Here is a 21,856-nt window from a genome sequence, read left to right on the forward strand (position 1 = left end):
ATGCGACTCGAACCAGGACAGGTGGCCGTGGTCACCGGAGCCGCCGGCGGCATCGGCCTCGCCATGGCCCGCCGCTTCGCCGCCGAAGGACTGAAGGTGGTCCTCGCCGACGTCGAGGAGGGCGCCCTGCGCAAGGCCGCCGACGAGCTCGTCGCGGACGGGGCCCAGGTGCTCGCCAGAGTGGTCGACGTCAGCGACCGCGACTCCGTGACCGCGCTGGCCGACGCCGCCTACGAGGCCTTCGGCGCCGTGCACGTGCTCTGCAACAACGCGGGCGTCGGCTCCGGCGCCGAGGGCCGGATGTGGGAGCACGAGCCCAACGACTGGAAGTGGGCCTTCTCCGTCAACGTGTGGGGGGTCTTCCACGGCATCCAGGCCTTCGCTCCCCGCATGATCGCCGCCGGCGGTCCCGGCCACATCGTCAACACCTCCTCCGGCGACGGCGGCATCGCCCCGCTGCCCACCGCCTCCGTGTACGCCGTCACCAAGGCGGCCGTGGTCACCATGACCGAGTCGCTCTACGCCCACCTCAAGGCGGAGGGCGCCGCCGTCGGGGCCTCCGTCCTCTTCCCCGGACCGCACATGCTGCGCACCGGGCTGTGGGAGTCGCACCGCAACCGGCCCGAGCGGTACGCGAAGGAGCGGCCGCGCAAGGCCCCGTACCGCAGCCTCGACCAGTACGAGGCGGCGATGAGGAAGGCCGGCCACGAGGTGGAATTCACCCCGGTCGAGGAGGTCGCCGAGCACGTCGTCGACGGCATCCGCGCCGACCGCTTCTGGATGCTCCCGGCGAGCGAGCACAGCGACCGGCAGATCCGCGCCCGGTCGCAGTCGATGCTCGACCGGACCAACCCCGGCTACCTGGAAAGCTTCATCCTCGACTGAGGGGCGTCTGTGGTGAGTACGAACGAAGACCGGACCGAAGACCGGACCGAAGACCCGTACCTGATCATCTCCTCCGACTGCCACGCGGGCCTGCCCACCGAGCGGTACCGGCCCTACCTGGATTCCCGCTTCCACCCCCAGTTCGACGAGTTCCTCGGCGAACGCGACGCCCGCCGGGCGGAGGCCACCCGCCTCGGCGTCCGCAACGAGGCCTTCGCCGAGAAGTGGTTCCACGACCACGAGGAAGGGCTCAAGGGCGGCTGGGACACCGGGCAGCGGCTGAAGGAACTCGACGGCGACGGCGTGGCCGCCGAGGTCGTCTTCCCCGACGCGGACGCCGTCGACAGCCAGACCGCCGCTCCCTTCGGCGTCGGCCTCGGCCTCTCCGGAGACCAGGACCCCGAGCTCGGCATGGCGGGCGCGCAGGCGCACAACCGCTGGCTCGCGGAGTTCGTGGGGCAGCAGCCGGAGCGGCACTGCGGAGTCGCCCTGCTCCCCATCACGGGCGAGCCGGAGAAAGTCGTCGCAGAGATCCACCGGGCCAAGGCGTCCGGGCTGGGCGCGCTGATGATCCCCGCGATGTGGGTCGACAAGGCGCCCTACCACGACCGCCGCTACGACCCCGTCTGGGCGGCGGCCGCCGAGACGCAGATGCCGATCGTCACCCATTCCGGGTCCTCGCCGCGCCACGAGTACGGCGACCACTTGGGCATCTTCGTCTCCGAGGTCACCTGGTGGCCGGCCCGCCCGCTGTGGTTCCTGCTCTGGTCGGGGGTCTTCGAGCGCCACCCCGGCCTGAAGTTCGGCGTCGCCGAGGCGGGCTGCTGGTGGCTGCCGAACCAGCTGTGGTTCATGGACCGGCTCTACCTCGGGGCGCACGGCGGCAAGAAGCTCTCGCCGTTCGAGGAGCTGAAGCGGCCGCCCAGCGAGTACCTGGACCGCCAGGTCTTCATCTGCGCGACGAACACCAAGCGCCGGGAGCTCGCGCAGCGGTACGAGATCGGCGTGGACAACATCCTGTGGGGCTCGGACTTCCCGCACCCCGAGGGCACCTGGCCGAACACCCGGGCCTGGCTGAAGAACACCTTCCACGACATCCCGGTCGCGGAGACCCGCCGGATGCTCGGGCTCGCGGCGGCCGAGGTCTTCGGCTTCGACACCGCGAAGCTGGCCCCGATCGCCCGCCGGATCGGCCCCACCCCGGCGGAGCTGGGCCAGTCCCCGGACCAGGCGGCGGTGGAGGCCTCCTGGGCCCGTTCCCGGGAGGTGGGCCGCCACTGGCTCACCGACAACGACTTCCCGGTGCTGGGGGTGAACCCGTGACGTCCGAGGACCGCTACACGGTGATCTCGGCGGACTGCCACGCGGGCGCCGACCTGCTGGACTACAAGCCGTACCTGGCCAAGCGCCACCACGAGGACTTCGACGCCTGGGCCGCCACGTACGTGAACCCGTACGAGGACCTCCTCGCGGACACCGCCGACCGCAACTGGAACTCGGCGCGGCGCCTCGCGGAACTGGAGGCCGACGGCATCGTCGCCGAGGTCCTCTTCCCCAACACCATTCCGCCGTTCTTCCCCAAGGCCTCCCTGATGGCCCAGCCCCCGACGGCCGCCGAGTACGAGATGCGGTGGGCCGGGCTGCAGGCCCACAACCGCTGGCTGGCGGACTTCTGCGCGGACGCGCCGGGCCGGCGGGCGGGGGTCGCCCAGATCCTGCTGAACGACGTCGACGCGGCGGTGGGCGAGATCCGCCGGGCCCGGGCGGCCGGCCTGACGGGCGGCATCCTGCTCCCGGGCGTTCCGCCCGGCTCCACCGTCCCCGAGCTGTACTCGGCGGTGTACGACCCCATCTGGGCGGTCTGCGACGAGCTGGACGTCCCGGTCAACCACCACGGCGGCTCGGCCTCACCGCCGCTGGGCGACGAACCGGCGGCCCGGGCCGTCTTCATGGTGGAGACGACCTGGTTCTCGCACCGCGCCCTGTGGCACCTCGTCTTCGGCGGGGCCTTCCACCGCCACCCGGGGCTGAAGCTGGTCCTGACGGAGCAGGGCTCCGGGTGGATCCCCGGGGTGCTGGAGATGCTGGACTACTACCACGGCCGCCTGGTCGCGGCATCGGCCACGGCCGAGTCCAAGTTCGGGGCGGGCCTCGCGGAGTCGATGGGCCGGGGCCCGAGCGACGTCTGGCGGGACAACTGCTTCGTGGGAGCGAGCTTCATGCGCCCCCACGAAGTCCCGCTGCGGGAGCGGATCGGCCTCGACAAGATCATGTGGGGCAGCGACTACCCCCACGACGAGGGCACCACCCCCTTCTCCCGCGAAGGCCTCCGCATCGCCTACGCGGGCCTCCCGCGCGAGGAGGTCGCCGCGATGGTCGGCGGCAACGCCGCCCGGGTGTACGGCTTCGACCTCGCGCTGCTGGACTCGGTCGCGGCCAAGCACGGCCCGCTGGTCTCGGAGATCGCGGAACCGCTGACGGCCGTGCCCCCGGAGGCCACCAGCCCGGCATTCGCCCGAGGGGGGTCGGTCCGGGTCTGGTGACACCGGCTCCCGCGGGGCGGCTCAGTTCTTGTACACGAGCCGCTCCGGCGGGAACAGCTCGGTGCCGAGCAAGTTGTTGGGACCGTACACCTCGACGACGAGGTCCTCCCTTGCCGCCAGCGGGGACAGGTCGACCGGCCCGGCGGAGAAGCTCACCACAAGCCGGGTCAGGTGCGGCAGCGCGAGCAAGGGCTCCAGCCCTGCGCTGAGCGTGCACCGGAACATAAACAGCCGAGTCAGCTGCTCGTGCCGGACCAGTTCCGAAGGGTCGACCGCCGTGTTGAGCAGTTGCAGGTTGTCGAAGGCTGGTACGGACGGCTGCGCCGCGAGCCGACTGGCCAGCTGGTCACCGTAGAGGGCCAGCGTTTCGAGGTCCGGCCATCGTTCGAGGCCGTGCAGGTGCATGGTGGACGTGCCCTCCAGCAACCCCAGCGAGCGGAGGGAAACAGGTGCAGGCAGCTGTGCGAGGTCGGGAAGACCGGCGTCGAAGGCAACGGTCAGCTGGGTGAGCGAATCCATGGAGGCGAGAGGCCCCAGCGGCAGTCCGGCACGCACTCGGTTGAGGACCACGCTCCGCAGTGCCATACCGGACAGCGGGCCGAGGCTTTGGACCCCAGGACAGTCGTACAGGCTCAGGAGGCCGAGCTTGCCGAGGGGTGACAGCGGGGAAAGGTCTGTGAGTAGTCCGTCCTCCTGGAGGGAGAGCCCTTCCAGGCCGGGCCTTCCTGTCACCGCGCCGGGAATTCCTAGTCCGCCGCGCAGGGTCAGCCACCGGACTCCCGGGAGCCGGTCCAACTGGGCCAGTTCCTCGGCGGTCTCCACGGCCAGGTAGGTAGAGGACAAATCGGCCTCGGTCAGCACTGCATCCACATATTCGGCTCGGTCGAAGGACTGCCAGCCGGCGGCCAGTTGGGACCGAACCGCCGGTCGGGCGTCGGCCCGGAACCGGGCGACGACCGCCAAGGCCTGCGGCCCGCCTACCCGTGAGGCCGCGTGGACGACTGCTGCGGCTTCCGCCTCCGACAGGTCGCGAGGACCAGGCAGAAGGTTGAGGACCAGTTCCCCGGCCTTGGCGAGCTCCGCCGCCTGCGAGAGCCGCTGCGGTGGCAGCAACTCTGCCGTGCGGGACTCGATCTCCCGCCGAACCTGGGGGTCCAGCTCCGGGGCGTGTTCCAGGCAGGCCGCCGCCAGGAGGACCAGCCGGGTGCGGGCACCCTTGACCTTGTCGGCCCGGCGGAGCAACCCGCGCAGAATGCGGGCGCGCTCGTCAGGGCGGGCGTGGCCCACGGCCATGCGGATCACGTCGTCCCAGGAATCGTCCTGCGCGTTCTTCATCAGCACCCCGAAGTCCCGTGACTCCACCGCCGCCTTGGCGCCCAAGTAGTCCTGGAAGGTGCGGTGGACGAAGACCACCGAGCCCGGGGACGGCTCCAGGAGCAGGCCGCTGCGGATCAGCAGGTGCGAGAAGACCGGCTCGGCCCCGCCCTGCGCCCGCGCCTGCGGCATCGCGTCGAGCCACTCGCCCACCATCTCGACGGCCTCGTCCCGGCCCGCCTCCAACTGGCCGTTGCGGATCAACCAGTACGCGAACCGCTGCAGCAGCGCGATCTGCTCCTCGCGGGTGAGGTAGACCCCCTCGACCCCGCTGATCTCCCGTTCCGTGTCCCGTCTGACCAGCAGCATGTCCAGCGCCGCGTCGTACAGCTCCTTGCGCGCCCGGGGGAGTTGCATCCGCCGGTCCTGGTTCAGGGCGCAGAGCAGTGCGCACATCAGCGGGTTGGTCGCCAGCCTGGCCAGATCCCGCCGGGAGGAGACCGCTTCCAGCAGCGACGCCTCGTACGCGTCGACCTCCTGCCCCTGCGCCCGGGCTGCCGCGTGCCAGTGCTCCACGAAGGCCCGGATGTCCCGCTGGTCCATCGGCAGCATCGCGTGCGTGGCGAACCCGAGGCCCGCGAGCCAGTCCTCCGGGACCGCCGACGGGCGGGTGGTCACCACGTACCGCGCCTGAGGGAAGGCGGAGATCAGCGAGCGCAGCCAGGTCTCCGTGCGGGTACGCAGCCGTTGCGGGACCTCGTCCACGCCGTCCACCAGGACCAGTGCCCGGCCGCTCAGCATGAGTTCCTCGACCCAACCAGCCGGCGCCGAGAGCGGTACGCCCGAGGCGCGGAGGAACTCCTCCGGCAGCGGCAGGCTCTCCGCCGAAGTGAAGGCCCGCAGTCGCAGCACGAACGGGACGCACGTGCTCCACGGGCCGTCGGTCTGCCGGGCGGCGTTCAGGGCCAGCCACTGGACCAGCGTGGACTTGCCTGAGCCCGCCGGGCCGCGCAGCAGGACCCGGTCTGCGGCGGCGAGGGCCTGCTCGGCCCGGAGCTGGGTCCGGTGGAGCCCCGTCTCGCCAGGCAGCAGCGGTTGCTCGCCGCTGACCGACAGGCTGATGTACGCCACGTTCAGCGGCCACTCCTGACGGGACCGGCTGAGGGTGAGCCCGAAGAGCTGGAGACGGCCGTGGGTTTCGGCGACGTACCGCGCGTACCGCTCCTCGAAGGCGTACGCCGTCCCGTCCCCGGTGGCGCCCAGCCGGTCCACCGCCCGCGCCAGCTCGCCCGTCCGCCGGACCAGTTCCACCTCCGCCCGGGCCCCGAAGCCCGGCAGGGTCGTCACGTATTCCACCGCGTGCGCACAGCACAGCCGGACCAGCCGTGCGTACAGGGCCTCCGCCGCCGGGCTCAGGCCCGACGGGGGGCCGGGGAGGGCCGCCGCGAGGGCCGCCGGGTCGAGGTCCGCCGCGAAGAGGGACTCCGCGTCCAGGGGGCCGAGCGCCGCGAAGGCGTCGCCCACCGCGCCCAGCGCCGCCAGACGCTCGTGCTCGGGCAGCGCCGCGGCCGGCGGGCCGAGGCGCTCCGCCAGGGCTTCGGTCAGGCGCCGCATCTCGGCGTCGCCGAGTTCCGCCGGAGGCTTGCGCCAGATCGGGGCCGGCCGGGCCGGGTCGGCCGTCAGGCCCGCCCCCGGGGCCCGGGCCAGGAGGGACTTCACCAGCGCCCCCGCCGCCGTCCCCGCCACCCGTAAGAGAACCGTCTCCAAGCCCGTCATACCCCGCCCTCCCCTTGGTCCCGACATCATCTCGTGAACCGCCGGTAACCCCGATGGATACCGATCGGTAACAACCCCTAGCGGCACCCCCGAGAGCGCCTCTATGGTGCGGGACATGCCGAACCTGCCCGATGTCGTGCTGTGGTCCATACCTGCCTTTGTGCTGCTCACCGTCATCGAGGTGGTGAGCTACCGGCTCCATCCCGACGAGGACGCCGCCGGCTACGACACCAAGGACGCCGTCACGAGCGTCACCATGGGGCTCGGCAGCATCGGCTTCGACCTGCTCTGGAAGATCCCGGTCGTCGCCGTCTTCACCGCGGTCTACGAACTGACCCCGCTGCGGGTGCCGTTCCTGTGGTGGACCGCCCTGCTGATGCTGCTCGTCCAGGACTTCCTCTACTACTGGCAGCACCGCCTGCACCACGTCATCCGCATCCTGTGGGCCTGCCACGTGGTCCACCACAGCAGCCGGCGGTTCAACCTCACCACCGCCCTGCGCCAGCCCTGGACCAGCGCCACCACCTGGTGGTTCTACCTGCCGATGGTGGCCCTCGGCGTGCACCCGGCGGCGATCCCGTTCTGCTACGGACTCAACCTGCTCTACCAGTTCTGGGTCCACACCGAGCGCATCGGCAAGCTGCCGAGGCCTTACGAGTACGTCTTCAACACCCCCTCACACCACCGCGTCCACCACGCCTCGCAGGGTGGCTACCTGGACCGCAACTTCGGCGGCATCCTGATCGTCTGGGACCGGATGTTCGGCTCCTGGGTGGGGGAGACGGACAAGCCCGTCTACGGGCTCACCAAGAACATCGGCACCCACAACCCGCTGCGCGTGGCCACCCACGAGTACGCGGCCATCGCCCGGGACGTGCGCGCCGCCGGGAGCTGGCGCCAGCGGGCCGGACACGTCTTCCGCGGCCCCGGCTGGCAGCCCGCCCCCGCCCCTGCCCCTGCCCCCGCCCCTGCCCCTGCCCCTGCCCCTGCCTCCGCCTCCGCCCCCGCATCCGTGCCCGCCCCCGCATCCGCCCGGGCCACCGGCGCCGCAGCCGACCCCGCCGCCCCGGCCGTACAGGAGAGCACCGCGTGAGCACCGCCGAGTCCCCGGGCCGACCCGCCCCCGCCCGGGCGGCGGACCAGGCGCCGGCCGACCGGCCGCGCCTCGGCCGCATCGCCCTCGTGGCCTTCGCCGTGGCCGCCGCCGTCGACCTCGGCTCGCTGCTCGCCGGCTGGCACCTCGGGCACGTCATCGCCAAGCCGCTGCTGATGCCGCTGCTCGTGACCCACATGGCCACCCGCGGCGCCCCGCGGCTGCTGCTCGCCGCCCTGCTGTTCGGCTGGGGCGGGGACCTGGCCCTGCTCTTCGACGCCGAGCCCGCCTTCCTCGTCGGCATGGGCTCCTTCGCCGCCGGGCACGTCTGCTACCTCGTCCTCTTCGGCAAGCGGCCCGCGAACCCGCTGGCCGGGGGCGCGTACGCGCTCGCCCTCCTCGGCACCGTCGCCCTGCTGTGGTCCGATCTGCCGGCCGGCCTGCGGATCCCCGTGGCCGGCTACAGCCTGCTGCTCACCGCCATGGCGTTCCGCTCCAGCGCCCTCGGTCTGCGGGCCGGGATCGGCGGCGCGCTGTTCCTGCTCTCCGACACGCTCATCGCCACCGGCGTCGCCGAATGGCCCCAGCTGCCCCGACCGGACTTCTGGATCATGGCCACGTACCTCGCCGCCCAGTACCTCCTGGCCACTGGCGCGACCTCCCGGGAAGCAGGCGTACGGTAGGACGGTTCCTCAGTCGTACAAGACTGAACGATCCCGAACCGGAGGACTGCACCACCATGCGCGCCACCGTCATCCACGCCCCGCACGACATACGCGTGGAGGAGGTGCCCGACGCTGCGATCCAGCGCCCCGAGGACGCCGTCGTCCGCGTCCTGCGTGCCTGTATCTGCGGCAGCGACCTGTGGGCCTACCGCGGCGAGGCCGAGCGTCAGCCCGGCCAGCGCATCGGCCACGAGTTCCTTGGCGTCGTCGAGGAGACCGGCTCCGCCGTGTCCGGCCTGCGGGCCGGCGACCTCGTCGTCGCGCCCTTCATGTGGTCGGACGGCACCTGCGAGTACTGCTCCGAGGGCCTCTTCACCTCCTGCGAGCACGGCGGCTTCTGGGGCTCGGTCGGCCACGACGGAGGCCAGGGCGAGGCCGTCCGCGTCCCGCACGCCGACGGCACCCTGGTGAAGCTGCCCGCCGAGGCCGTTTCCGACGACCACCTGCTGACCGGGCTGCTCGCGCTGTCCGACGTCATGGGCACCGGCCACCACGCGGCGCTGGGCGCCGGGGTGCGCGAGGGCTCCACGGTCGCCGTCGTCGGCGACGGGGCGGTCGGCCTGTGCGGCGTCCTCGCCGCCAAGCGCCTGGGCGCCGAGCGGATCATCGCCCTGGGCCGCCACACCGTACGTACGGACATCGCCAGGCTCTTCGGGGCCACCGACGTCGTCGCCGAGCGCGGCGAGGCCGCCGAGGCGGCCGTGCGCGAGCTCCTCGGGGGCCGGGGCGCGCACGCGGTCATCGAGGCGGTCGGCACCGAGCAGTCGATGCGCACCGCCGTGAACATCACCCGCGACGGCGGGGCCATCGGCTACGTCGGCGTCCCGCACGGCAGCGGCACCGGCCTCGACCTCGGCGTCATGTTCGACCGCAACATCACCCTGCGCGGCGGCGTGGCCCCGGTCCGCGCGTACATCCCGGAGCTGCTGAAGGACGTGCTCAGCGGCGCGATCGACCCGGCGCCCGTCTTCGACCGGACCGTGTCGCTGGACGAGGTCCCGGACGGCTACCGGTCGATGGACGACCGCAGCGCGCTCAAGGTGATGATCAAGCCCTGACCCGTGGGGCGAACGAATAGACGACGGAACGGATGAACGGAAGGACGGGCCGGGCGGGTGATCCCCGCCCGGACCGTCCGCCTCGTTCCGGCGGCTGCTACTTCACGGCCTTGAGGGCGTCGATCACGCCGTAGCCGTAGTAGCCCGTCTGCCCCCACTTGCTCTGGCAGGTGGTGGCGTCGATCAGGGTGCCCGCGGCGTTGTATATCTGCGCCGGGCAGGCCGCCTTCGTGGACTGGGCCTTGAGCATCGCCTGGAGCTGCGAGGGCGTGGCCGACGGGTGGGCGCTCTTGAGGAGCGCCGCGACGCCCGCGACGTGCGGGGCGGCCATCGAGGTGCCCTGCTTGTAGCCGTAGCCCCCGCCCGGGACGGTCGACAGCACGCGCCCGTTGGCGTCCGGGGTGTCCGGGACCTGCCACTTGTCACCGCCGGGGGCGGCGACGTCCACGACCCCGAGGCCGTAGCTGGAGTAGTACGAGCGCAGGCCCTTGTCGCCGGTCGCGGAGACGGTGACCACACCTGGCAGCTGCGTGGGCAGGTCCAGGCAGACCTTCGGGTCGATGGTGCGCGGCGCGGGGGTGGTGTCGTTCGGGCTGGTCTCGTCGACGAGGGAGTCGGCCGCCAGGTCCTGGTCGGAGTTGCCGGCCGAGGCGATGTGGAGCGTGCCCTTGCGCTCGGCGTACTTGGTGGCCCGGCCGATGGCCTCCACCAGCGCCTTCTGGTCGTCGTCGGACTTGCAGTTGAAGAGCCACGGGTCGACGTAGTAGCTGTTGTTGGTCACCTCGATCCCCTTCTCGGCGGCGAACATGAAGCCGCAGACGACCGCCTCGGTGTAGAAGAGGCTGGTCCCGGGCTCGCTCACCTTGATCGCGGCGATCTTCACGCCCGGCGCGACACCGCTGACGCCGATGCCGTTGCGCGCGGCCCCGATGGTCCCGGCCACGTGCGTGCCGTGGTCGCTGCCGTCGGGGTACGGGCGCCAGGCGCCCTCGGTGGTGTCGGCGACGCCGCCCACGCAGTTGGCCGACTGGCTCTTGGAGAAGTTCGGGGCGAGATCGGGGTGGGTGTCGTCGACACCCGTGTCGATGATGCCCACGGTGACGTCCCGGCTGCCATCGTTGATCTTGTGAGCCTTGTCGGCCTTGATCGTCCGCAGGTCCCACTGGTTGGGCTCCAGCGGCTCCTGACCCTCCTGGGCCGCTGCCGCCGCCTTGGCGGCGTCCGCCGCGCTCAGCTGCTGGGTCGCGCCCTCCTCGGTGGTCCGCGCCGCCGACATCGGGGCCGTCCGGGTGGCGCCGACCGACACGAACAGGCCGCGCTGGGCTCGCAGCTGCTGGGCGAAGTCCGGGTTCTGGGAGTGTGCGACCACGACCCCGATCTGCTCATAGGCCGTCACCACCGTTCCGCCGGCCCGCTCGACGGCCTTCTTCGCCGCCTTCACCGTGGCGTACGCGTTCAGGTTGGCCACGTACGACAGCTTGGGGCCGGAGGCGTCGGCCTTCGAGGCCGTCGCCGTGCCGGCCGCATTGCCCAGAGGGGCGGCCGAGGCCGAGATCGCGGGCAGGAAGGCGAGCGAGGCGGTGAGCGCCAGGCCGACGGGTACGGCGAGAGCACGGCTGCGCTTCTTGGGCGCACGCGACCCCAGCTGATCCATGGGTTCTCCAGGTCATGTCCGGAAAAGCCGCCCGGACGCGGTCGCGTCGGACGGGTTCATGACAAGTGAACCTAGCGTCGCCGTTCCCCCCTACGCCATCAGTTCGAGAAATCAGTTCCCGAAGAATCAACGGGTGTTGAACCTTCCCGCCGCGCCGTCCGTGCCGTTGACAGGGGGGATCGGCACCACCGTCCCCCCACACGGAGGTTGTTTTGTCCGTCGTCCCCACCGCACCCGCGTCACAAGGAGATCCCCCCGTGACCACCGAAGCAGCGCCGCCGCCGGGCAGCGCGGGAACGCCACCGGCCGCCCCCACGGCAGACGACTACACGAGCGTCCAGAAGAGCGCGGAGTTCGCCGAACTGCGCGGCTCCTACCGCTCCTTCGCCTTCCCGCTCACCGTGGCCTTCATCGCCTGGTACCTGCTCTACGTCCTGCTGTCCAACTACGCGGGCGGCTTCATGGGGACCAAGCTCTTCGGCAACATCAACGTCGCCCTCGTGCTCGGCCTCGCCCAGTTCGCGACGACCTTCCTGATCGCCTGGCTCTACGCACGCCACGCCGCCGCGCGGCTCGACCCCAAGGCCGAGGCCATCAAGGCGCGGATGGAGGCCGCCGAATGAGCGGCGCGACGCACCTGACGACGCTCGCCGCGGGAGCCTCCGAGCACCGCCCGCTGATCATCACCCTGTTCGGGCTGTTCGTCGTCGCCACCCTGATCATCACCGTCTGGGCCGGCCGCCAGACCCGGGGCGCCGCCGACTTCTACGCGGGCGGCCGCCAGTTCACCGGCTTCCAGAACGGCCTCGCCATCTCCGGCGACTACATGTCCGCCGCGTCCTTCCTCGGCATCGCCGGAGCCATCGCCCTCTTCGGCTACGACGGCTTCCTCTACTCGATCGGCTTCCTCGTCGCCTGGCTGGTCGCCCTGCTGCTCGTCGCCGAGCCGCTGCGCAACTCCGGCCGCTACACGATGGGCGACGTCCTCGCGTACCGGATGCGCCAGCGGCCCGTCCGTACCGCCGCCGGCACCTCCACCATCGTGGTCTCGATCTTCTACCTGCTCGCCCAGATGGCCGGCGCCGGCGTGCTCGTCTCGCTGCTCCTGGGCATCACCAGCGACGGCGGCAAGGTGGCCGTCGTCGCCCTGGTCGGCGTACTGATGATCGTCTACGTGACCATCGGCGGCATGAAGGGCACCACCTGGGTCCAGATGATCAAGGCGGTGCTGCTGATCGCGGGCGCCCTGCTGATCACCCTCCTGGTGCTGGTGAAGTTCAACTTCAACATTTCCGACCTGCTGGGCAAGGCCGCCGAGAACAGCGGACAGGGGACGAAGTTCCTCGAACCCGGTCTCAAGTACGGCAAGGACCCGACCTCGAAGCTGGACTTCATCTCGCTCGGCCTCGCCCTCGTCCTCGGCACCGCCGGCCTGCCGCACATCCTGATCCGCTTCTACACGGTGCCCACCGCGCAGGCCGCCCGTAAGTCCGTCCTCTGGGCCATCGGCATCATCGGCGGCTTCTACCTGATGACGATCGCCCTCGGCTTCGGCGCCGCGGCACTGCTCGACCGCGACGAGATCATCAAGTCCAACAAGGCCGGCAACACCGCCGCACCCCTGCTCGCCCAGGCCGTCGGCGGCGGCCCCGACTCCACCGGCGGCGCCATCCTGCTCGCCGTGATCTCCGCGGTCGCCTTCGCCACCATCCTGGCCGTCGTCGCCGGACTCACCCTCGCCTCCTCCTCGTCCTTCGCGCACGACCTGTACGTGAACGTGATCCGCAAGGGCAAGGCCACTGAGAAGGAGGAGATGCGCGCGGCCCGCTGGTCCACCGTCGTCATCGGAGCCGTCGCCATCGGCCTCGGCGCACTGGCCCGCGACCTGAACGTGGCCGGCCTGGTCGCGCTCGCCTTCGCGGTCGCCGCCTCCGCGAACCTGCCGACGATCCTCTACAGCCTCTTCTGGAAGCGCTTCACCACCCAGGGTGCGCTCTGGTCCATCTACGGCGGACTGGTCTCGGCGGTCGGCCTGGTGCTGTTCTCCCCGGTGGTGTCCGGAAAGCCGACCTCGATGTTCAAGGACGCGGACTTCTTCTGGTTCCCGCTGGAGAACCCGGGGATCATCTCGATCCCCCTCGGTTTCCTGCTGGGCTGGCTGGGAACCGTCCTCTCCAAGGAAGAGGCCGACCCCCAGAAGTTCGCCGAGCTGGAAGTGCGCTCCCTCACCGGAACTGGGGCGCACTGACATCATCCGAACACCCAGCGTGGCCGCGTCGTAGATCTCTACGACGCGGCCACGTCACGTCTCGTTCATTTGGGTACCTCTGGATGACACACGCGTCACGTAGTCTCGAAATAGAACGCGTGAAGTAGATCCGACGTCCGCGCGTACCTCTACTTCCGGACAGGGGAGGGGGCCCACAGTGCTTCTCGACACCTACGGCCGCGTGGCCACTGACCTGCGCGTCTCGCTGACCGACCGGTGCAATCTGCGCTGCACCTACTGCATGCCCGAGGAGGGGCTGCAGTGGCTGGGCAAGTCCGACCTGCTCAGCGACGACGAGATAGTCCGGCTGATCCGCATCGCGGTCACGCAGCTGGGGATCACCGAGGTCCGGTTCACCGGAGGCGAGCCGCTGCTGCGGCCCGGCCTGGTCGGCATCGTCGAGCGGTGCGCGGCGCTGGAACCCCGCCCCAAGATGTCGCTGACCACCAACGGTATCGGTCTCAAGCGCACCGCGCAGGCCCTGAAGGCCGCCGGGCTCGACCGGGTGAACGTGTCCCTGGACACCCTGCGGCCCGACGTCTTCAAGACCCTCACCCGCCGCGACCGGCACAAGGACGTCATCGACGGCATGGCCGCGGCCCGCGAGGCCGGCCTCACCCCTGTCAAGGTCAACGCCGTGCTCATGCCCGGCCTCAACGACGACGAGGCCCCCGATCTGCTGGCCTGGGCCGTGGAGAACGAGTACGAGCTCCGCTTCATCGAGCAGATGCCGCTCGACGCCCAGCACGGCTGGAAGCGCGACGGCATGATCACCGCCGGGGACATCCTGGAGTCCCTGCGCACCCGCTTCACGCTCACCGAGGAAGGCGCCGCCGAGCGCGGCTCCGCCCCGGCCGAGCGCTGGGTGGTCGACGGGGGCCCGGCCACCGTCGGCGTCATCGCCTCGGTCACCCGCCCGTTCTGCGGCGCCTGCGACCGTACGCGGCTCACGGCCGACGGCCAGGTGCGTACGTGCCTGTTCGCCACCGAGGAGTCGGACCTGCGCGCGGCTCTGCGCTCGGGCGCCCCGGACGAGGAGATCGCCCGGCTCTGGAAGGTCGCGATGTGGGGGAAGAAGGCCGGATCCGGTCTCGACGACCCGTCCTTCCTGCAGCCCGACCGCCCGATGTCCGCGATCGGCGGCTGACCGGGTCGCCGGTCCGCCGTCGGTTCAGGTCAGGTCAGCGCGGGCGTTCCGAGCCCTCCGGCTGCACCCACTCGTCCAGCTGCACGACGTCCTTGAGGAAACCGCGGACCCCCAGGAACTGGGAGAGGTGTTCGCGGTGTTCCTCGCACGCCAGCCAGGTCTTGCGCCGCTCCGGCGTGTGCAGCGTCGGGTTGTTCCACGCGAGGACCCACACGGCCGCGTCGCGGCAGCCCTTGGCGGAGCAGGTGGGGTTCTCTTGGGAGCCGGCGGCGTTGGAGGAAGTCACAGCCCCACATTAGAACGGAATGGCGACGCCGGGCAGCCACGGGGGGAGCTGCCCGGCGTCGGTCCGTCGCTCCGACGGGGGATGCGGAGCGCGTGAGCAGTATGTCACGCAGGACCCGGTGGAGTGCACCGGAACTTCACGATTGATCTGAGCTTTTCTTGAGGTTTCCCGCGTCCAGTGCCGGCCGCACGGGGGCCGGGACGAAGTGCGAGGGCAGTGACGGCGTCGACTCGCGCCCGGCGTTGGCGATGACCACGGCCACGTAGGGGAGCAGGGCTCCGGCCACGAGCGTCACGATGGCCACCGGGCGCTGCACGTTCCACAACAGCACGGTCGCGATGACCGACAGGGTCCTGATCGTCATCGAGATCACGTACCGGCGCTGGCGGCCCCGCACGTCCTCGGCGAGACCCATCCGCGCTCCGGTGATCCGGAAGACCTCGGCCCCGTTCCGCTTCTGCCGCTTCGTCCGCTCCACGCTCCACCACCCGATCGCCAACCGGGCACTCCCGGCCCGGACCCTCCCACGGTACGCCCGTCCCCGGGCCGGGAGGAGAGGGGGGACCCCCGTACGGCACTGTCCGAAATGCGTCGTACGCCGGATGGGTCGACACTGGGCGCACGTGCGCACAACGCGCCAGGAGGAGGCTCGACATGGGTTGGTTGTGGGCGATCATCGTCGGTTTCGTGCTGGGGCTGATTGCCAAGGCCATCCTGCCGGGCAAGCAGCACCAGCCGCTGTGGCTGACCACCCTCTTCGGCATCGCCGGTGCGGTCCTCGGCAATGCGGTGGCCACATGGATCGGTGTCGGCGAGACCAAGGGCATCGACTGGACCCGGCACCTGCTGCAGATCATCGGTGCGGTCGTCATCGTCGCGCTCGGCGAGATGGCGTACGGAGCGATCAGGGGCAAGCGGCAGACGACGTGACGCACCGCGGGTCATCCGCGGGTCATGACGGAGGGGCCGGCCGGACCAGAAGTCCGAACCGGCCCCTCCGCCGTGTTCTGCCGTGCTCGCGCGCCCTTGCGGCGCGTCAGGCGCCGGTGACCTCCACCGCGGCCAGGTTCTTCTTGCCCCGGCGCAGCACCAGCCAGCGCCCGTGGAGCAGGTCCTCCTTGGCGGGGACCGCGTCCTCGGCGGTGACCTTCGCGTTGTTCACGTAGGCGCCGCCCTCCTTCACGGTCCGGCGGCCGGCCGACTTGCTCGCGACCAGGCCGGTCTCCGCGAGCATGTCCACCACGAGGCCGGGCTCCGTCACCTGGGCGTGCGGCAGCTCGGACAGGGCCGCGGCCAGCGTGGCCTCGTCCAGCTCCGCCAGGTCGCCCTGGCCGAACAGCGCCTTCGACGCGGCGATCACGGCGGCGCACTGGTCGGCGCCGTGCACGAGCGCCGTCAGCTCCTCGGCCAGCGCCCGCTGGGCGGCGCGCGCCTGCGGCCGCTCGGCGGTCTGCGCCTCCAGCGCCTCCAGCTCCTCACGGGACCTGAAGGACAGGATCCGCATGTAGGTGGAGATGTCCCGGTCGTCCACGTTCAGCCAGAACTGGTAGAACGCGTACGGCGTGGTCATCTCCGGGTCGAGCCACACGGCCCCGCTCTCGGACTTGCCGAACTTGGTGCCGTCCGCCTTGACCATCAGCGGGGTCGCCAGCGCGTGCACGACCGCGCCCGGCTCGACGCGGTGGATCAGGTCGAGTCCGGCCGTCAGGTTGCCCCACTGGTCCGAGCCGCCCTGCTGGAGCACGCAGCCGTAGCGCCGGTACAGCTCCAGGAAGTCCATGCCCTGGAGCAGCTGGTAGCTGAACTCGGTGTAGCTGATGCCCTGGTCGGAGTCGAGCCGCTTGGCGACCGAGTCCTTCGTCAGCATCTTGTTGACGCGGAAGTGCTTGCCGATGTCCCGCAGGAACTCGATGGCGGACAGGCCGGCCGTCCAGTCCAGGTTGTTCACCATGAGCGCCGCGTTCTCGCCCTCGAAGGACAGGAACGGCTCGATCTGGGTGCGCAGCCGGTTCACCCAGTTCGCGACGGTCTCCGGGTCGTTCAGGGTCCGCTCGGCCGTCGGTCGCGGGTCGCCGATCTGCCCCGTGGCCCCGCCGACCAGCGCCAGCGGCCGGTGACCGGCCTGCTGGAGCCGGCGCACGGTGAGCACCTGGACCAGGTGCCCCACGTGCAGCGAGGCCGCGGTCGGGTCGAAGCCGCAATAGAAGGTGACCGGACCGTCCGCGAAGGCCTTGCGCAGGGCTTCTTCGTCGGTGGACTGGGCGAAGAGCCCGCGCCACTTCAGTTCGTCGACGATGTCAGTCACGGTCGTGACTCTCCTTGAGAGATGGAGTGAGTAGGGGCGTGGATGAGGGGTCTACCCGCACATTCTAGGTGGTCAGACGCCCTTGCTCACCGAACTCATGTTGAAATCGGGGATACGCAGCGCCGGCATCGCGGCGCGCGTGAACCAGTCGCTCCACTCGCGCGGCAGGGTCTTCTCGGTCCGGCCGGCCTCCGAGGCCCGCGACAGCAGGTCCACGGGGGACTCGTTGAACCGGAAGTTGTTGACCTCGCCGACGACCTGCCCGTTCTCCACCAGGTAGACGCCGTCCCGGGTCAGGCCCGTGAGCAGCAGCGTCGCCGGGTCCACCTCGCGGATGTACCAGAGGCAGGTCAGCAGCAGACCCCGCTCGGTGGCCGCGACCATCTCGTCGAGGGACTTCTCGCCGCCCGCGTCCAGGATCAGGTTCCCGAAGCCGGGGGAGAGCTGCATCCCGGTCAGGCCCGCCGTATGCCGGGTCGTGCTCAGCCGGTTCAGGTGACCGTCCGCGATCCACTCGGTCGCCGGGACCGGCAGGCCGTTGTCGAACACCGAGGCGTCGTCGCCGGAGCTGTGCGCGATCACGAACGGCGCGGACTCCAGGCCCGGCGCGTTCGGGTCGCTGCGCAGGGAGAGCGGCAGTCCGGACAGCTTCTCGCCGAGCCGGGTGCCGCCGCCGGGCTTGGAGAAGACCGTACGGCCCTCCACCGCGTCCCGGGCCGCCGCCGACCACATCTGGTAGATCAGCAGGTCGGCCACGGCGGTCGGCGGCAGCAGGGTCTCGTACCGGCCCGCGGGCAGGTCGATCTTCCGCTCCGCCCAGCCGAGGCGTACGGCGAGCTCCGCGTCCAGCACGGTCGGGTCCACGTCCTTGAAGTCCCGGGTGGAGCGGCCCGCCCAGGCGGAGCGCTGCCGGTCCGGGGACTTCGCGTTGAGCTCCAGGGTGCCGTTCGGCTGGTCGTGGCGAAGCCGCAGGCCCGTCGAGGTGCCGACGTACGTGGAGACCAGCTCGTGGTTGGCGAAGCCGTACAGCTCCCGGCCGCCCTCGCGGGCCCGGGCGAAGGCCTCGCCGAGGGCCGGGGCGAAGTCCGCGAAGACCGCCGAGCTGGTCTCGGCCGGGGCGTCGGTGAAGTCCGGCGACGCCGGGGTCCCGGTGACCAGCGGCTGGGCGTCCTCGGCCGGGCCCGCCCCGCGGGCGGCCGCCTCGGCGGCCCGGACCAGCGGCTCCAGGTCGTCCGCGGTCACGGCGGAGCGCGAGACGACCCCCGAGGCCGTGCCCTCCTTGCCGTCGACCGTGGCGATGACCGTCAGGGTCCGGCCGCGGGTCACCCCGTTCGTCGTCAGGGCGTTGCCCGCCCAGCGCAGATTGGCGCTCGACTCCTCGTCGGCGATGACGACGCAGCCGTCGGAGGTGGACAGCTCCAGGGCCCGCTCGACGATCTCGTGGGGCTTGGTGATGCGAATCGACGAGCTCATCGCCCGGCCTCCTGCGTGGTGTTCAGGATGTTCACGTCGCGGAACAGCGCGGACGGGCAGCCGTGCGAGACCGCCGCCACCTGGCCCGGCTGGGCCTTGCCGCAGTTGAAGGCGCCGCCCAGGACGTAGGTCTGCGGGCCGCCGACCTTCTCCATCGAGCCCCAGAAATCGGTGGTGGTGGCCTGGTACGCGACATCGCGCAGCTGCCCGGCCAGCTTGCCGTTCTCGATCCTGTATGCCCGTTGCTGGGTGAACTGGAAGTTGTAGCGCTGCATGTCGATCGACCAGGAGCGGTCGCCGACCACGTAGATCCCGCGCTCCACCCCGCCGATCAGGTCCTCGGTCGAGAGCCCGCCCGGATCCGGCTGGAGGGAGACGTTCGCCATCCGCTGGACGGGCACGTGCCCGGGGGAGTCGGCGAAGGCGCAGCCGTTGGAGCGCCCGAGGCCGGTCAGCTTCGCGATCCGCCGGTCCAGCTGGTAGCCGACCAGGGTGCCGTCCTTGACCAGGTCCCAGCTCTGCGCCTGGACGCCCTCGTCGTCGAAGCCGACGGTGGCCAGCCCGTGCTCGGCGGTGCGGTCACCCGTCACGTTCATGATCGGGGAGCCGTACCTGAGCTTGCCCAGCTGGTCGAAGGTGGCGAAGGAGGTCCCCGCGTACGCCGCCTCGTAGCCCAGCGCCCGGTCCAGCTCGGTGGCGTGGCCGATCGACTCGTGGATGGTCAGCCACAGGTTGGACGGGTCCACCACCAGGTCGTAGCGGCCGGCCTCGACGCTCGGCGCCCGCATCTTCTCGGCGAGCAGGCCGGGGATCTGCTCCAGCTCGGAGTTCCAGTCCCAGCCGGTGCCGGTGAGGTATTCCCAGCCGCGCCCGGCGGGCGGGGCGATGGTGCGCATCGAGTCGAACTCGCCGGTCGCGGCGTTCACGGCGACCGCGGTGAGCTGCGGGTGGATCCGGACCCGCTGCTGCGTGGTCGAGGTGCCCGCGGTGTCGGCGTAGAACTTGTTCTCGTGGACGGCGAGCAGCGAGGCGTCCACGTGCGCCACCCCGTCGGCCGCCAGCAGACGCGCGCTCCAGTCGGCGAGCAGCGCGGCCTTCTCGGCGTCCGGCACCTCGAAGGGGTTCACGTCGTACGCGGAGATCCACGTCCGGTCGGCGTGCACCGGCTCGTCGGCGAGCTCCACCCGCTCGTCCGAACCGGCGGCTTTGATCACCTGGGCGGACAGCTTCGCCATGGCCACGGCCTGCGAGGCCACCTTGGCGGCGGCGTCCATGGTCAGGTCCACACCGGAGGCGAATCCCCAGCTGCCCCCGTGCACGACCCGCACCGCGTACCCGAGATCGGTGGTGTCGGAGCCACCGGAGGGCTTGGCGTCCCGCAGGCGCCAGGAGGCGCTGCGGATCCGCTCCAGCCGGAAGTCGGCATGCTCGGCGCCCAGCGCGCGGGCCCGGGCGAGCGCCGCGTCGGCGAGCGCCCGCAGGGGCAGCGCGGTGAAGGCCGCGTCGATGGAATGGGGCACGGAAGTCCTCCCGTGGTCGGAGCCGGTCGCCCCGATCATGTCGCGATCGGGGCCCTTGTGCCTACATCTTTCTGTAGGGATTCGACAGAGCCGGTCGCAAGGCCCTGTCGGGGGTCGATTCTCCGTACGAGCGATGCGACCTATAGGTTTTTGGTATTCAGACCGCTAGCGAAAGGGTGATCCGTTGAGCCGCTCGGTTCTCGTCACCGGAGGAAACCGGGGCATCGGCCTCGCCATCGCCCAAGCCTTCGCGGAGGCCGGCGACAAGGTCGCGATCACGTACCGGTCGGGTGAGCCGCCGGAGGCGCTCACCTCGATCGGTGTCCTGGCGGTGCGGTGCGACATCACCGACTCCGAGCAGGTGGAGCAGGCCTACAAGGAGATCGAGGGCGCGCACGGCCCGGTCGAGGTGCTCGTGGCCAACGCCGGCATCACCAAGGACACGCTGCTGATGCGCATGTCCGAGGAGGACTTCACGTCCGTCCTCGACACCAACCTCACCGGCACCTTCCGAGTGGTCAAGCGCGCGAACCGTGGCATGCTCCGTGCCAAGAAGGGCCGCGTCGTCCTGATCTCCTCGGTCGTCGGGCTCCTGGGCTCGGCCGGCCAGGCCAACTACGCCGCCTCCAAGGCCGCGCTGGTGGGCTTCGCCCGCTCGCTCGCCCGCGAGCTGGGTTCCCGCAACATCACCTTCAACGTCGTCGCCCCCGGTTTCGTGGACACCGACATGACGAAGGTGCTCACCGACGAGCAGCGCGCGGGCATCGTGGGCCAGGTGCCGCTCGGCCGTTACGCGCAGCCCGAGGAGATCGCGGCAGCCGTCCGCTTCCTGGCGTCCGACGACGCCGCGTACATCACCGGAGCCGTCATTCCCGTTGACGGCGGATTGGGCATGGGTCACTGATCACCATGAGCGGAATTCTCGAGGGCAAGCGCATCCTCATCACGGGTGTGCTGATGGAGTCGTCCATCGCCTTCCACACGGCCCGGCTGGCCCAGGAGCAGGGCGCCGAGGTCATCCTCACCGCGTGGCCGCGTCCGTCGCTGACCGAGCGCATCGCGAAGAAGCTGCCGAAGCCGGTCAAGGTGATCGAGCTCGACGTCACCAACGACGAGCACCTGGCCCGCCTGGAGGGCCTCGTCCGCGACGAGCTCGGCGGCCTCGACGGCGTCGTCCACTCCATCGGCTTCGCCCCGCAGGACGCCCTCGGCGGCAACTTCCTGAACACGCCGTTCGAGTCGGTGGCCACCGCCATGCACGTCTCGGCGTTCTCGCTGAAGTCGCTGACCATGGCCTGCAAGCCGCTGTTCCCGGCGGAGGGCGCGGCCGTCGTCGGCCTCACCTTCGACGCGCAGTTCGCCTGGCCGCAGTACGACTGGATGGGTCCGGCCAAGGCCGCCCTGGAGGCCACCAGCCGTTACCTCGCCCGTGACCTGGGCAAGGAGAACATCCGCTGCAACCTGGTCTCGGCCGGACCGATCGGCTCCATGGCCGCGAAGTCCATCCCGGGCTTCTCGGAGCTGGCGGACGTCTGGAACTCCCGCTCGATGCTGGAGTGGGACATGAGCGACCCGGAGCCGGCGGGCAAGGGTGTCGTGGCCCTGCTGTCGGACTGGTTCCCGAAGACCACCGGCGAGATCGTCCACGTGGACGGCGGCCTGCACGCGATGGGTGCCTGATCCCCGATCGGTTTCCCACGTCCGTACGGCGGCGGGGGGGGGGGGGGGGGGGGGGGGGGGGGGGGGGGGGGGGGGGGGGGGGGGGGGGGGGGGGGGGGGGGGGGGGGGGGGGGGGGGGGGGGGGGGGG

Annotated in this window: 19 protein-coding genes; 12 read left to right on the top strand and 7 right to left on the bottom strand. The window is 71.1% G+C overall.

Features of this window, described 5'->3' with window-relative positions; translation table 11 throughout:
* From ACZ573_RS22300 to ACZ573_RS22310, 3 genes are read left to right on the top strand one after another with little or no spacing between them, the layout of a single operon-like run.
* Positions 1 to 885: an SDR family NAD(P)-dependent oxidoreductase gene (locus ACZ573_RS22300; RefSeq protein ID WP_471306772.1), complete on the top strand. Its 885-nt coding sequence runs from the start codon at positions 1 to 3 to the stop codon at positions 883 to 885.
* Between the two features lie 12 nt (positions 886 to 897).
* Positions 898 to 2,208 carry an amidohydrolase family protein gene (locus ACZ573_RS22305; RefSeq protein WP_471306774.1) on the top strand — a complete coding sequence of 437 codons (1,311 nt, stop codon included), beginning with the start codon at positions 898 to 900 and terminating at the stop codon, positions 2,206 to 2,208.
* Positions 2,205 to 3,428, top strand: a complete 1,224-nt coding sequence (locus ACZ573_RS22310) for an amidohydrolase family protein (RefSeq protein ID WP_471306776.1) — start codon at positions 2,205 to 2,207, stop codon at positions 3,426 to 3,428. Before ACZ573_RS22305 ends, ACZ573_RS22310 begins: the two co-directional genes overlap by 4 nt.
* A 21-nt stretch (positions 3,429 to 3,449) precedes the next feature.
* Here ACZ573_RS22310 and ACZ573_RS22315 read toward each other — a convergent pair whose 3' ends face one another.
* Positions 3,450 to 6,518: an NACHT domain-containing protein gene (locus tag ACZ573_RS22315; RefSeq protein WP_471306778.1), complete on the bottom strand. Its 3,069-nt coding sequence runs from the start codon at positions 6,516 to 6,518 to the stop codon at positions 3,450 to 3,452.
* A 115-nt stretch (positions 6,519 to 6,633) separates the two neighbouring features.
* On the opposite strand from ACZ573_RS22315, the gene ACZ573_RS22320 reads away from it, so the two are divergent.
* The 3 genes from ACZ573_RS22320 to ACZ573_RS22330 all read left to right on the top strand — a co-directional run bounded on the left by ACZ573_RS22320 (position 6,634) and on the right by ACZ573_RS22330 (position 9,394).
* Complete coding sequence (locus tag ACZ573_RS22320; protein ID WP_471306780.1) at positions 6,634 to 7,611, top strand: sterol desaturase family protein; 978 nt, start codon at positions 6,634 to 6,636, stop codon at positions 7,609 to 7,611.
* 80 nt (positions 7,612 to 7,691) lie between these two features.
* On the top strand, positions 7,692 to 8,294 hold the full coding sequence (locus ACZ573_RS22325; RefSeq protein ID WP_471306841.1) for a lysoplasmalogenase: 603 nt from the start codon (positions 7,692 to 7,694) through the stop codon (positions 8,292 to 8,294).
* 56 nt (positions 8,295 to 8,350) lie between these two features.
* Positions 8,351 to 9,394, top strand: coding sequence for a zinc-dependent alcohol dehydrogenase family protein (locus ACZ573_RS22330; protein ID WP_471306781.1), 1,044 nt, complete (start codon positions 8,351 to 8,353; stop codon positions 9,392 to 9,394).
* A 97-nt stretch (positions 9,395 to 9,491) separates the two neighbouring features.
* Here ACZ573_RS22330 and ACZ573_RS22335 read toward each other — a convergent pair whose 3' ends face one another.
* Entirely contained in the window at positions 9,492 to 11,048 is a 1,557-nt protein-coding gene (locus ACZ573_RS22335) for a S8 family serine peptidase (protein WP_471306783.1), read from the bottom strand.
* A gap of 257 nt (positions 11,049 to 11,305) precedes the next feature.
* Between ACZ573_RS22335 and ACZ573_RS22340 the strand changes: the two genes are divergently transcribed.
* The 3 genes from ACZ573_RS22340 (at position 11,306) to moaA (ending at position 14,464) form a co-directional block, all read left to right on the top strand.
* Positions 11,306 to 11,671, top strand: a complete 366-nt coding sequence (locus tag ACZ573_RS22340) for a DUF485 domain-containing protein (RefSeq protein WP_471306785.1) — start codon at positions 11,306 to 11,308, stop codon at positions 11,669 to 11,671.
* A complete protein-coding gene (locus tag ACZ573_RS22345; protein ID WP_471306787.1) occupies positions 11,668 to 13,296 on the top strand; it encodes a solute symporter family protein in 1,629 nt (542 codons plus the stop codon). Before ACZ573_RS22340 ends, ACZ573_RS22345 begins: the two co-directional genes overlap by 4 nt.
* Positions 13,297 to 13,474: 178 nt before the next feature.
* The gene (gene moaA / locus ACZ573_RS22350; RefSeq protein WP_471306789.1) at positions 13,475 to 14,464 is read left to right on the top strand and encodes a GTP 3',8-cyclase MoaA; all 990 of its coding nucleotides are present in this window, start codon (positions 13,475 to 13,477) and stop codon (positions 14,462 to 14,464) included.
* A gap of 34 nt (positions 14,465 to 14,498) precedes the next feature.
* Here moaA and ACZ573_RS22355 read toward each other — a convergent pair whose 3' ends face one another.
* Positions 14,499 to 14,750, bottom strand: a complete 252-nt coding sequence (locus tag ACZ573_RS22355) for a hypothetical protein (protein WP_471306791.1) — start codon at positions 14,748 to 14,750, stop codon at positions 14,499 to 14,501.
* A 136-nt stretch (positions 14,751 to 14,886) separates the two neighbouring features.
* Complete coding sequence (locus ACZ573_RS22360) at positions 14,887 to 15,165, bottom strand: DUF3099 domain-containing protein (protein ID WP_229875179.1); 279 nt, start codon at positions 15,163 to 15,165, stop codon at positions 14,887 to 14,889.
* Between the two features lie 239 nt (positions 15,166 to 15,404).
* On the opposite strand from ACZ573_RS22360, the gene ACZ573_RS22365 reads away from it, so the two are divergent.
* Positions 15,405 to 15,680, top strand: a complete 276-nt coding sequence (locus tag ACZ573_RS22365) for a GlsB/YeaQ/YmgE family stress response membrane protein (protein WP_471306793.1) — start codon at positions 15,405 to 15,407, stop codon at positions 15,678 to 15,680.
* A gap of 106 nt (positions 15,681 to 15,786) precedes the next feature.
* Here the strand turns inward: ACZ573_RS22365 and tyrS are convergent, their stop codons facing one another.
* From tyrS to ACZ573_RS22380, 3 genes are all read right to left on the bottom strand, one after another.
* Positions 15,787 to 17,055, bottom strand: a complete 1,269-nt coding sequence (gene tyrS / locus ACZ573_RS22370; protein WP_471306795.1) for a tyrosine--tRNA ligase — start codon at positions 17,053 to 17,055, stop codon at positions 15,787 to 15,789.
* A gap of 72 nt (positions 17,056 to 17,127) precedes the next feature.
* Positions 17,128 to 18,528, bottom strand: coding sequence for a metallopeptidase TldD-related protein (locus tag ACZ573_RS22375; RefSeq protein WP_471306797.1), 1,401 nt, complete (start codon positions 18,526 to 18,528; stop codon positions 17,128 to 17,130).
* Entirely contained in the window at positions 18,525 to 20,048 is a 1,524-nt protein-coding gene (locus tag ACZ573_RS22380; protein WP_471306799.1) for a TldD/PmbA family protein, read from the bottom strand. Before ACZ573_RS22380 ends, ACZ573_RS22375 begins: the two co-directional genes overlap by 4 nt.
* A 184-nt stretch (positions 20,049 to 20,232) precedes the next feature.
* On the opposite strand from ACZ573_RS22380, the gene fabG reads away from it, so the two are divergent.
* Together fabG and fabI are read left to right on the top strand one after the other, a co-directional pair.
* Positions 20,233 to 20,952 (top strand): 3-oxoacyl-[acyl-carrier-protein] reductase, encoded by a 720-nt coding sequence (fabG, locus tag ACZ573_RS22385; protein WP_471306801.1) that lies wholly within the window; start codon positions 20,233 to 20,235, stop codon positions 20,950 to 20,952.
* Between the two features lie 5 nt (positions 20,953 to 20,957).
* Positions 20,958 to 21,728, top strand: coding sequence for an enoyl-ACP reductase FabI (gene fabI, locus ACZ573_RS22390; RefSeq protein WP_301371982.1), 771 nt, complete (start codon positions 20,958 to 20,960; stop codon positions 21,726 to 21,728).
* The last annotated feature ends 128 nt before the right edge of the window (positions 21,729 to 21,856 follow it).

Source organism: Streptomyces sp. NPDC040545, assembly GCF_055595065.1.

Coding starts and splice junctions, on each gene's coding strand:
- ACZ573_RS22300 (WP_471306772.1), top strand. CDS start 1: ATGCGACTCGAACCAGGACAGGTGGCCGTGGTCACCGGAGCCGCCGGC.
- ACZ573_RS22315 (WP_471306778.1), bottom strand. CDS start 6,518: ATGACGGGCTTGGAGACGGTTCTCTTACGGGTGGCGGGGACGGCGGCG.
- ACZ573_RS22320 (WP_471306780.1), top strand. CDS start 6,634: ATGCCGAACCTGCCCGATGTCGTGCTGTGGTCCATACCTGCCTTTGTG.
- ACZ573_RS22330 (WP_471306781.1), top strand. CDS start 8,351: ATGCGCGCCACCGTCATCCACGCCCCGCACGACATACGCGTGGAGGAG.
- ACZ573_RS22335 (WP_471306783.1), bottom strand. CDS start 11,048: ATGGATCAGCTGGGGTCGCGTGCGCCCAAGAAGCGCAGCCGTGCTCTC.
- ACZ573_RS22345 (WP_471306787.1), top strand. CDS start 11,668: ATGAGCGGCGCGACGCACCTGACGACGCTCGCCGCGGGAGCCTCCGAG.
- ACZ573_RS22360 (WP_229875179.1), bottom strand. CDS start 15,165: ATGGGTCTCGCCGAGGACGTGCGGGGCCGCCAGCGCCGGTACGTGATC.
- ACZ573_RS22365 (WP_471306793.1), top strand. CDS start 15,405: ATGGGTTGGTTGTGGGCGATCATCGTCGGTTTCGTGCTGGGGCTGATT.
- ACZ573_RS22375 (WP_471306797.1), bottom strand. CDS start 18,528: ATGAGCTCGTCGATTCGCATCACCAAGCCCCACGAGATCGTCGAGCGG.
- fabI (WP_301371982.1), top strand. CDS start 20,958: ATGAGCGGAATTCTCGAGGGCAAGCGCATCCTCATCACGGGTGTGCTG.